We start from the raw sequence: 11,186 nt of genomic DNA on the forward strand, positions 1-11,186 counted from the left end.
CGGTGGGGTCCGGTGGGGTCAGCCCCCCGACGTATCCACCGTCGCCTGGTGCGCTTCCGCCAGGTGCTCCTCCGCCTTCAGCCAGGGCAGGAACTGCGCGGCCCGGCGCCAGCCGCAGGTCTCGCAGCTGATCGTGCGCTGCGGGCCCTTGCGCAGCACATGGACGACGTGTTCCCGCCCGTGCTGGTCCCGACGGCTCACCCTGCTCGTGTTCGTCTGCACCATGTGCCTCGCCTCCGGCAAGGAGTGTGCAGCAAGAACAACATCAACAGCAGTGTCTTCACGGGGTGTTCGCCGGGAGGCGAGCCGGGTCAGCTCATCGTGCGCGGCAGACGCAGACTCAGCACGCCCGTCAGGGCCACCCCCGCCAGCTGCACGAGCAGCGTCGTCACCAGGGCGTCCCGCATGCCCAGGCCCGGCACCAGGGCGAGGAAGAGCGTGCCGAGCGTGGCCACGCCCAGGGCCAGGGCGGACTGCTGCGTCGTGACCATCACACCGCTGCCCACACCCGCCCGCGCAGGCGGCACCTCGGACAGCACCAGCCGCAGGACGACGGGGAGTTGGAGTGCCTGGCCGATCCCGGCGACCGCGCCCCCGGGCAGCAGGACGACCAGGCCCAGGTCGGGCCAGGAGTACCGGGCCGCGAGGATGATCAGGACGAGTCCGGCCCCCTGGATCAGCGCGCCCGCGGTCACCACCCGGGTGCCCCAGCGGGAGATCAGCCGCGGTCCGGCGATCGACGTGAACAGGAACGTCACCGCCAGCGGGACCAGGGCCAGGCCCGCCTGGACGGGGCTGCGGCCCGCGCCCTCCTGGAGCGCCACCGCGATCACGAACATGAAGCCCGCGAAGCCCATCGAGAACGGCACGATCAGGACCAGGCCCCGGCGCAGCGACACCAGCGCGAGGAGGCTGGGCGGCACCAGCGGCGTCCGGCCCCGGCGGTCCGCCCTGCGCTCCACCGCGAAGAAGGCCCCCGCGAGGAACGGGAACACCGCCAGCGACAGCCACGTCCACAGCGGCCAGCCCGCCGCCCTGCCCTCGGTCAGCGGGGCCAGCAGCGCCAGCAGGGTCGCGGCGAGCAGGACCGTGCCGGGGACGTCCACCGGCTCCGGGCGCGGGGAACGGGTCTCCGGGACCGCACGGGCCGCGAGCAGCAGGCCGACCAGCACGACCGGGACGTTCACCAGGAACGCGGCACGCCAGCTCGTGCCCGCGATGTCCGCCGCCACCAGGACACCGCCGAGGATCTGGCCCGCCACCATCGCAAGGCCCGCGGTGGCGCCGTACAGGCCCATCGCCCGGGCCCGCCGGGGTCCGGCGGTCGCCGACTGGATGGTCGCGAGCACCTGCGGCAGCATCGCCGCCGACGCGGCACCCTGGGCGACCCGGGCCGCGACCAGCGCCCACGCGCTCGGTGCCAGCCCGCACGCCAGCGAGGTCAGCCCGAACGCGGCCATGCCGCCCAGGAAGAGCCGGCGCCGCCCGAACAGGTCGCCGAGCCGGCCGCCGAGGACGAGGAGGACGGCGTACGCCAACCCGTAACCCGCGACGACGAGTTCGAGGACCGACTCGCTCGCGGACAGGTCCGCGGCGATGGTCGGCAGCGCCACGTTGACGATGAAGAAGTCGATGAGGGGGAGGGCCGCGGCGAGCAGCACCGTGAACAGCCCGAGGCCACCCAGCTCGGGTGGCGCGGCGGGACGGGCGAGGTGTGGAGTCGTCGTTTCGGTGGTCACGGTCTCGAGCCTGCGCCTGCTCGCAGGGGGGTACCAGAGTGTCCTTATCCTGGTAGAAGAACCACCTGGCAACAGGGTCCCGGTGCGGGCAGGCTGGAGGCATGACGACCATGGCCCAGGAGACAGCCGCGCCCGTGACGCCGTCCGTCTCGGAGATCCGGCGCCATGAACTCGCCGCCTTCCTGCGGCACCGCCGCGAGCACATCGCACCCGAGCAGGTCGGCCTGCCCCGCGGCCGCAGGCGGCGCACCCCGGGACTGCGCCGGGAGGAGGTCGCCCACCTCTCCGCGGTCGGCGTCACCTGGTACACCTGGCTGGAACAGGCCCGGGACATCCAGGTGTCCGTGCAGGTCCTGGACGCCCTGGCCCGCGCGCTGCTGCTCGACCCGACCGAGCGCTCGCACCTGTTCCAGCTCGCCGGCGCGGTCGACCCGACGCCGGCCACCACCTGCCCCTCGATCACCCCCGGGCTCCGGCTCGTCCTCGACCAGCTGGGGCCGATCCCGGGCTGCGTGTCCAACAGCCGTTACGACATCCTGGCCTACAACCGCACCTACGGCCTGCTGCTGTGCGACCTGGACGCGGTGCCCCCGCAGGACCGCAACGCCATGCTGCTCTCCTACACGCACGAGGAGTGGCGGTCCTCGATCGTGCACCTGGCCGAGGTGCAGCGGCTCATGGCCGCCCGCTTCCGCGCCGGGATGGCCGGGCATCTCGCCGAGCCCGCCTGGAAGACACTCCTGAAGCGGCTGCGCACCGAGTCCGCGGAGTTCCGCGAGATCTGGGACCGCCACGAGGTCGGGGCCTCCCGCCCGCGCCGCAAGGAGTTCCGCAACCGGTACGTCGGCCGGATCGCCGTCGACCACACCGACCTGTGGCTCGGCCCCGAGACAGGCTCCCGCCTGGTCACCTACGCCCCCGCCGACGAGGAGTCCCGGCAGCGACTGGAGAAACTGCACGCGATCGCCCTGGAGCGGGCCGCGCGCCAAGTGGTGTGAGCGCGCTCCGGAACGCCTGATCACATCCCCGTCAGGTGGGGTGAGCGTCCCAGGTTCGGGCACTCGGGCGGTCCGGAGGGGAGACCCCCACAGGCGAGCAAGTCGGGCGAGGCGAGTCATGGCCGAGCAGAAGTCGTCGCAGCAGGCAGCGCACACGTCCCCGGACCAGGCATCGGAGAAGGAACCACCACAGCTTCCGCAGCCGCTGCGAGCTGCCGTGTCGGCGCTGGGGAAGGTTCCCGGGGCCGGGACGGTGGGCCGGGTGGCCGGCGGGGCACTGGACCGGGTCGCGGCGGTGTCCCCGCGCGGCCGGCGGTTCGCCGTGTACGCGGGCGCCGGAGTGCTCGGTGTCGCGGGCATCGTGGAATGGCCGATCGCGGTCACCGGGGCGGCGGTGGCCTGGCTGACGCAGCCGAGGCCGGGGGAGCGGGACGCAAGCGCCGGACCTTCGGGGGACGCGAGCGCCGCGCTTTCGGGGGACGCCGCGGGCAGGCCCACGCCGAAGGTGCTGGCCGCATCCCACGGGTCGCCTGGAGCGGCGACCGCCGCCGCCACGGCCACCTCCTCGTCGCCCTCCGGCAAGCTCCCCCCGCACGAGAGCCCGTCGATGCCGCCGGGGCAGGGCGGTCCCGGGGGGTCCACCACGGGACGTACCCGGTCCGGCCACTGAGGGCGAGCGATGAACCAAGCACTCCTCACCCGCCCCACGACCAGCGCCGCGAACCTCCTCCTGGCCGGCCCCCGTCTGCTCGTCCGCGCCACGCCCCCCGCGATCGGCGCCGCCGCCGGAGCAGCGGCCGGAACGGCACGCGCAGGCGTACGCACCGCCGACTTCGCGGCCCGCGCCGCCAGAGCGGCTCGTGGGGCCCTCCCGGGAGCGCCCCAGCACTGGCGAGCGGGCCCCCGCGTCCACGTGCCCTTGCGCACGCAGGAGACGGACGAACGGGCGGACGGAGGGCGGGAACACCGCGCCCGCCGTCTCGCCGCCGCTCTCGCGGAGCATCCCGACATCGCGTTGGCCTACTGGGACGGCGGCCTCGGACGGCTGGTCGTCACCGCGGCCGACGGGGTCGCCACCGACCGGGTCGTCGCACGGGTGGCCGCACTCGCCGAGCGGCACGGACTCGTGGCGGCCGGCGGACAGGACGTCGAGGAACTCGCCCACCCCGGCGACCCCGGCTCCGTACGGACCGCCGCTCTCGCGCTCGGCGCCGACGCCGTAGGAGTGGTCGCCGCGGTCACCGGGTCCGCGCTGCGGCTGCCCGCCTCGCCGCGGCCGCTGACCGCCGGAGTGATGCTGCTGCGCGAGAACCCCCGCTTCAGGGGCTGGTTGCGAGGCCGGCTCGGAGACGTGCGGACCGACGTGGCGCTCGCCGTCGTCAACGCCGCCGTGCACGGTGCGGGCCAGAGTCCCACCTCCCTGCTGCTCGACGGCACCCTGCGCGTCTGCCAGTTGGCGGAGGCGATCGTGCGGACGGCCTCCTTCGAAGCCGTCCACGACGACCTGTGCGTCCCGGACCGGGACAGCGTGCCCGGGGACCCGGCCCTGCGCCCGCCGCCGCTGCGGTCACCCGCCCAGGAATACGCGGGTCACGCCTCCGCGGGCAGCCTCGCCGGCGCCGTCGCCGCGCTCCTCGTCAAGCACGACGTGACCGAGGCCGCGGAGGCCGTCCTCGCGGGCTCCCCGAAGGCCGCCCGCTACGGCCCCGCCGCCTACCACGCCGTGCTGAGCGCCGCCCTGTCCCGCTCCGGCGTCCTGGTGCGCGATCCGGACCGGCTGCGCCTGCTGGAGACCGTCGGCACCGTCCTCCTGCACCCGAGCGCCCTGCGCACCCCGGGCGCGGGCGCCGACCCCTGGGCCGAACCCGTACTGGACGCGGCCCGCCGCGCCGGACTCCGGGTCGTCGTCCTGGACGACCCGGCCCTCGCCGACTTCACCGGCCTCGCCGACCAAGTCGTGTCCGCAGAAAGGCCGTTGAGGGAGGTCGTCGACCTACTCCGCGACGAGAGCGAGGACGGGGGCGGCGTCCTCACCGTCGCCCGCCCGCAGGACGCCGACGCCGTCGCCGGACTCCTCCGCGGCGACATCGCCGTCTCCCTCACCGACGGCGGCTGCGCGGTCGCCTGGGGCGCCGACGTCCTCGCCCCGCGCGGACTCCCGGACGTCTGGCGGCTGTTGACCGCCGTCCCCGCGGCCCGCGCGGTCGGCCGCCGCTCCCAGACCCTGGCCCGCTCCGGCGCCGCCCTGTCCGGACTCCTCGTCGCCGTCGGCGAGTCGGGCCGCGGCGGCCGCGGTACGGCACTCCCCGGCCTCCGGCACGCGCCCGTCGACGCCGCCGCGGCCGCCGCCCTGCTCAGCGGCGCCCGCGCCGCCCTGCGCGTCACGGCCGCCGGCCCGCCGCACCCACGACCCCGGGTCGCCTGGCACGCCCTGCACCCGGACGACGTACGCGACCGTCTGGGGCGGGACGCGCCCCCGGAGCCCACGCCCGTCGAACAGACCACCGCCCGGGTCCGCACCGCCGCCGACACCGTCGTAAGACTGCCCGTGCTGGCCCCCGCCAGGTGGTCCGCGCAGCTCGCCAGGGCCGTGCGCGGGGAGCTCGACGACCCGCTCACCCCCGTCCTGGCGGTCGGTTCGGCCGCCTCCGCGATCCTCGGCTCCGCGATGGACGCCCTGCTGGTCGTCGGCGCCCTCGACCTGAACGCGCTCGTCGGCGGGCTCCAGCGGCTGCGCGCCGAGCGGGCCCTGTCCGGGCTGCTCGCCCAGCAGCAGCAGAAGGCCCGGGTGGCGGAGCCGGACCACGACGAGGAACCACGGGTGGTCGACGCCGCCCGGCTCAGCCCCGGTGACGTCATCGAGCTCACCCTGGACGACGTCGTGCCCGCCGACGCCCGCCTGCTGTGGGAGGACGGCCTGGAGGTCGACGAGTCCGCGCTCACCGGCGAGTCCCTCCCCGTGAACAAGCACACCGACCCGAGCCCGCGCGCCCCGGTCGCCGAACGGCACTGCATGGTCTTCGAAGGGACGACCGTGGTCGCCGGACAGGCCCGCGCGGTCGTCGTGGACACCGGCGAACGCACCGAGGCCGCCCGTGCCGTGGCGCTCGCCGCCCGCACCCCGGCCGCCGGCGGAGTCCAGGCCCGGCTCCAGGAACTCACCCGCAAGGCACTGCCGTTGACGATGGCCGGCGGCGCCGCCGTCACCGGGCTCGCCCTGCTGCGCGGCACACCCCTGCGGCAGGCGGTGAGCGGGGGAGTGGCGGTCGCGGTGGCCGCCGTACCGGAAGGGCTGCCGCTGGTCGCCACGGTCGCCCAGCTCGCGGCCGCCCGCCGGCTCAGCGCCCACGGCATCCTGGTCCGCGCCCCGCGCACTCTGGAGGCGCTGGGCCGCATGGACACCATCTGCTTCGACAAGACCGGCACCCTCACCGAGAACCGGCTGCGCCTGGTCCGGGTCACCGACCCGGACGGCATCGCCCGCACCCCCGGCGAACCCGGCACCGACGGCCCGCTGCGCGTCGCCGCCCGCGCCTGCCCGCAGCTCGACGGCGACCCCGGGCAACGCCCGGCCCACGCCACCGACGAGGCCGTCCTGGAGGCGGCGGCCCCCGACGAGCACTGGACCCAGCTGGAGGGCCTCCCCTTCGAGGCCGCCCGCGGCTACGCGGCCGCCGTCGGACACTCCGGCGACGACACCCCGGTCCTGGTGGTCAAGGGCGCCCCGGAGACCGTCCTGCCGGCCTGCGCCGGCCTCCCCGCCGACGCCGAGGACCGGGCCCACTCCCTGGCCGCCGACGGACTGCGCGTGCTGGCGGTCGCCCGCCGACCGCTCGACGGCGACACGAAGGCCGTACTCGAAGAGCCCCTGCGGGACCTGGAGTTCGTGGGCCTGCTGGGCCTCGCCGACGTCCCCCGGGAGACCTCGCCCGCCCTGGTGCACGGGCTGCGCGAGGCAGGCGTACGGCCCGTCGTGCTGACCGGCGACCACCCGCGGACCGCCCACGCCATCGCCACCGACCTCGGCTGGCCCGAGGACGCCACCGTCGTCACCGGTGACGAACTCGCCGCCGCCGACCGCTCCGCGCGCTCCCGGATGCTGCGCGACGCCGATGTGGTGGCCCGGGTCGCGCCGGAGCAGAAACTCCAGGTCGTCGAGGCCCTCCGGGATGCCGGCCGGGTTGTCGGCATGGTCGGTGACGGTGCCAACGACGCGGCCGCCATCCGCGCCGCCGACATCGGCGTCGGCATCAACGCCCGCGGCTCGGCGGCCGCCCGCAACGCCGCCGACCTCGTCCTCACCGGCGACGACCTCTCCGTCCTCATCGAGGCCGTCCGCGAGGGGCACGCCCTGTGGCACAGCGTCGCCGACGCCATCGCCATCCTCATCGGCGGCAACGCGGGCGAGGTGGGCTTCGGCATCCTCGGCACCCTCCTCTCCGGCGCCGCGCCTCTGTCCACCCGCCAGATGCTCCTGGTGAACCTCTTCACCGACCTGTTCCCGGCGATGGCCGTCGCGGTGACGCCCACGGAGCAGCCCACCGACTCCGGGGACGACCCGTCGGTCGACACGGTCCTCGGCCCCGCCCTGACCCGCCAGATCCGCGCCCGGGCCCTCACCACCTGCCTCGGCGCCACGGTCGCCTGGCTCATCGGCCGCTTCACCCCGGGCACGGCCCGCCGCTCGACGACGATGGCCCTGTGCGCGGTGGTCGGCACACAGCTGGCCCAGACCTGGACCGACCGGAAGGAGAGCCCGCTGGTCCGGCTGACGACCCTGGGCTCGGCGGCGGTGCTGTTCGCGGTGGTGGAGACCCCGGGCGTGAGTCAACTGTTCGGCTGCACGCCGCTGGGGCCGGTGGCGTGGGCGGGGGTGGGCGCGGCGATCGGGCTGGCGGTGGCGGGCCAGCGGTTTGTGCCTGTCCTGGAGCGGACAGTGCTGGATCACCTGCGCTGAGACGACCTGCCTAGGGGCGCGGGGCTGCATCGATATGCGGCTCCGCCGCGTGGGCGCGACAAGCCCCCACCGGCGGTCAGCCGCCAAACTACGCGCTGACCCCGGCGGCCTCGCGCACCTCAACCGACTCCAACCGCTCAGCCGTCCGCTCAGCAGTACGCCGCGCCCAGGGCCCCGTGGTCACCGCCCCCAAAGTCAGCACCGCGAACCCGCACCCCGCCAGAATCCACCACCCCGGCACCGCGGCGGACACGAACTTCTCCCTGTACGACGAGGAGCTCAACCCGGACGCCAGCACCGCGCCGATCACCGCGACCCCGAGCGTCTGCCCCAGCTGACGGCTTGTGGACGCGACGGCCGCCGCAACCCCCGCCTGCGCCCGCGGCATCCCCGACACCGCCGTGTTCGTGATCGGCGCGTTGACGAACCCGAACCCGATCCCGAACACCACGTACCCGAGCAGCAGCGTAACGTCGGAGGTCTCTGCGTCGAACGCCGCGAAGAGCACTCCGCTCGCGGTCATGGCGAACCCCGCGACCAGCAACGGCAACCGCGGCCCGCGCGAACCCACCAGCCGTCCGGCGAGCGGCGCGCACAGGAACATCGGCACCGCCATCGGCAGCATCCACAGGCCCGCGTGCAGCGCGTCCAGACCGCGGACGTTCTGGAGGTACAGCGTCGAAAGGAACAGGAACCCGCCGAGACCCGCGAACGCGCTGATCGCGATCACGGTCGCCCCGCTGAACGGCGCGGACCGGAAGAACCGCAGGTCGATGAGGGGTTCGTCGCGCCGGGGCTCGTACCAGAGGAGTCCCGCCAGCGCGACGGCGGCCACCGCCGCGAAGGGCAGCACCGAGCCGAGGGCGGAGGTCGGGGCCTCGATGATCGCGTACGTCAGCGAGCCGAACAGGGCGATGACGAGGACCTGTCCGACCGGGTCGGGCCGACGGGCCCTGGGCGCCCGGGACTCGGGGACGTACCGCAGGGTGAGCAGCAGCGCGGCGATTCCGACGGGCAGGTTGACCCAGAAGATCGAGCGCCAGCCGACCGCGTCCACGAGCACGCCGCCGACCAGCGGACCCGCGGCCATGGAGATGCCGACGACCGCGCCCCACACCCCGATGGCCCGGGCCCGCTCGCGCGGGTCCGTGAAGGTGTTGGTGATGATCGACATGGCGACCGGGTTGAGCATCGAGCCGCCGACCGCCTGCACCATGCGGAAGGCGATCAGCGCGTCCAGGTTCGGTGCGGCGGAGCACAGCGCGGAGCCGATCGTGAAGACGACCAGACCGGCCATGAAGACCCGCTTGCGGCCGATCCGGTCGGCGGTGGAGCCGGCCAGCATCAGCAGGGAGGCGAGGACGAGGGTGTACGCGTCGATCGTCCACTGGAGGCCCGCCGTGCTTGCGCCCAGACCGCGCTGGAGGGCGGGCAGGGCGACGTTGAGGGCCGTGGTGTCGAGGCTCACGATCAGGAGGCTCATGCAGCAGATCGCGAGCACCAGCATGCGTCGGCGAGGGCTGAGCTCGGGCATGGGGGTCATCGTACGCCGATTTCGATAGTGCGTCTAACTAATGGTTGGTACATGATCGATGCACGGGTACCCCGGGGCGTGCGTGACAATGGGGGAATGTCCACGACCGTCCCGCCGCTCCAGATCGGCCCGCACACCGTCCAGCCGCCCGTGGTCCTCGCCCCGATGGCCGGGATCACCAACGCCCCCTTCCGCACGCTGTGCAGAGAGTTCAGCGGTGGCAAGGGCCTGTTCGTGAGCGAGATGATCACGACCCGGGCGCTGGTCGAGCGCAACGAGAAGACCATGCAGCTGATCCACTTCGAGGAGAGCGAGAAGCCCCGCTCGATCCAGCTGTACGGCGTCGACCCCGTGACCGTCGGCAAGGCCGTCCGCATGATCGTGGAGGAGGACCTCGCCGATCACATCGACCTGAACTTCGGGTGTCCGGTGCCGAAGGTGACGCGCAGGGGCGGGGGTTCGGCGCTGCCGTTCAAGCGCCCCCTGCTGCGGGCGATCCTGCGCGAGGCCGTGAGCGGGGCGGGGGACCTGCCCGTCACGATGAAGATGCGCAAGGGGATCGACGACGACCACATCACGTACCTGGACGCGGGGCGGATCGCGGTCGAGGAGGGCGTGACGGCGATCGCGCTCCATGGGCGGACGGCGGCGCAGCACTACGGCGGCACCGCGGACTGGGACGCGATCGCGCGGCTCAAGGAGCATGTGCCGGAGATTCCCGTGCTCGGGAACGGGGACATCTGGTCGGCGTCGGACGCGTTGCGGATGGTCCGGGAGACCGGGTGCGACGGAGTGGTCGTGGGGCGGGGGTGTCTGGGACGTCCTTGGCTGTTCTCCGACCTCGTGGCGGCGTTCGAGGGGCGGACCGATTTCCGTCGTCCCGCGTTGCGGGAGGTCGCGGAGGTGATGGTCCGGCACGCGGCCCTGCTCGGGGAGTGGATCGGGGACGAGGCGCGGGGTGTCATCGACTTCCGCAAGCATGTGGCCTGGTACCTGAAGGGGTTCGCGGTCGGGTCGGAGATGCGGAAGCGGCTCGCGATCACGTCGTCGTTGGCGGAACTGCGGTCCGGGCTGGACGAGTTGGATCTGGATCAGGCGTGGCCGGCGGGGGCGGACGGCCCTCGGGGGCGGACGTCGGGGAACAACCGGGTTGTGCTGCCGGACGGGTGGCTGCGGGATCCCTATGACTGTGCGGGTGTCGGCGAGGACGCGGAGTTGGACACCTCCGGCGGTTGACGCGGCGGAGCCGAAGACTCCGAATCCCAGATAAGTACTACTCATTTCTTCGGATCGGGATCGCGTGCTGGGTTTTACCAGCAGACTGCGGCCGCCGGTTGCTCGTGACCCGTAACAGCTCCCTCACCTGCGCATACCTGTCCAAGGCGGGGGAGAGTGGATGATCTCCATGTCGTCGATGTTACGTCTGGGGAAAAATAAGTAGACCTATCATCTTGACCAGATCCCCCTCGGACCCCGATAAATACCACTCATGAGCAGCGGGGGTTCCGAGGAGGGACACACCACAGATGAGACCCCTACACAGAGGAGCGGGGGCGGCGACGGCACTCGCCGCAGCGGCTGTCGTCTTCGCAGCCGTACTGCCCGCCCAACCTGCCTTCGCGGCGACGATGAACTTCTACGTCGACCCGACCAACGGCAGCGACAGCAATGCGGGAACCAGCACTTCCTCCGCGTTCAAGACCGTGCAGGCCGCCCAGGCCGCGGTCCGGGCCGCAAACACGAACATGTCCGACGACATCGTCGTGAACCTGCGCGGCGGCACCTACCCCCTCACCGCCCCCATCAGCTTCGGCACCAGTGACTCGGGCACGAACGGCCACACGGTGGTCTACCAGGCGTACAACGGGGAGACGCCCGTCATCACCGGTGGCAAGGCGATCACCGGATGGACCGCGGCGACCAACGGCGAGTACAAGGCGTCCGTGGGCAGCCTGAAC

General features: G+C 73.6%; 7 protein-coding genes and 1 pseudogene. 5 read left to right on the top strand and 3 right to left on the bottom strand.

All coding sequences use genetic code 11. The features are described from left to right. Nucleotides 1–18: 18 nt before the first annotated feature. Complete coding sequence (locus IF54_RS0104895) at nucleotides 19–225, bottom strand: hypothetical protein (protein WP_030314842.1); 207 nt, start codon at nucleotides 223–225, stop codon at nucleotides 19–21. Between the two features lie 86 nt (nucleotides 226–311). Then, the gene (locus IF54_RS0104900) at nucleotides 312–1,739 is read right to left on the bottom strand and encodes an MFS transporter (protein WP_030314843.1); all 1,428 of its coding nucleotides are present in this window, start codon (nucleotides 1,737–1,739) and stop codon (nucleotides 312–314) included. Nucleotides 1,740–1,840: 101 nt separating this feature from the next. Here IF54_RS0104900 and IF54_RS0104905 point away from each other — a divergent pair, with 101 nt between their 5' ends. From IF54_RS0104905 to IF54_RS0104915, 3 genes are all read left to right on the top strand, one after another. Then, nucleotides 1,841–2,737: a helix-turn-helix domain-containing protein gene (locus tag IF54_RS0104905; RefSeq protein ID WP_030314844.1), complete on the top strand. Its 897-nt coding sequence runs from the start codon at nucleotides 1,841–1,843 to the stop codon at nucleotides 2,735–2,737. Nucleotides 2,738–2,855: 118 nt separating this feature from the next. Continuing rightward, complete coding sequence (locus tag IF54_RS43225) at nucleotides 2,856–3,407, top strand: hypothetical protein (protein WP_063754923.1); 552 nt, start codon at nucleotides 2,856–2,858, stop codon at nucleotides 3,405–3,407. A gap of 9 nt (nucleotides 3,408–3,416) precedes the next feature. Further along, the gene (locus IF54_RS0104915; protein ID WP_030314846.1) at nucleotides 3,417–7,694 is read left to right on the top strand and encodes a cation-translocating P-type ATPase; all 4,278 of its coding nucleotides are present in this window, start codon (nucleotides 3,417–3,419) and stop codon (nucleotides 7,692–7,694) included. A gap of 88 nt (nucleotides 7,695–7,782) precedes the next feature. Here IF54_RS0104915 and IF54_RS0104920 read toward each other — a convergent pair whose 3' ends face one another. Next, entirely contained in the window at nucleotides 7,783–9,228 is a 1,446-nt protein-coding gene (locus IF54_RS0104920) for an MFS transporter (RefSeq protein WP_030314848.1), read from the bottom strand. A gap of 96 nt (nucleotides 9,229–9,324) precedes the next feature. Here IF54_RS0104920 and dusB point away from each other — a divergent pair, with 96 nt between their 5' ends. Together dusB and IF54_RS0104930 are read left to right on the top strand one after the other, a co-directional pair. Further along, entirely contained in the window at nucleotides 9,325–10,464 is a 1,140-nt protein-coding gene (gene dusB, locus IF54_RS0104925; RefSeq protein WP_030314850.1) for a tRNA dihydrouridine synthase DusB, read from the top strand. A 290-nt stretch (nucleotides 10,465–10,754) separates the two neighbouring features. After that, nucleotides 10,755–11,186, top strand: a pseudogene (locus tag IF54_RS0104930) (hypothetical protein); the annotation flags it as partial.

Origin of the sequence: Streptomyces sp. NRRL B-3229, from assembly GCF_000719505.1 — a bacterium.
In the GTDB taxonomy this organism is placed as follows: domain Bacteria; phylum Actinomycetota; class Actinomycetes; order Streptomycetales; family Streptomycetaceae; genus Streptomyces; species Streptomyces griseorubiginosus.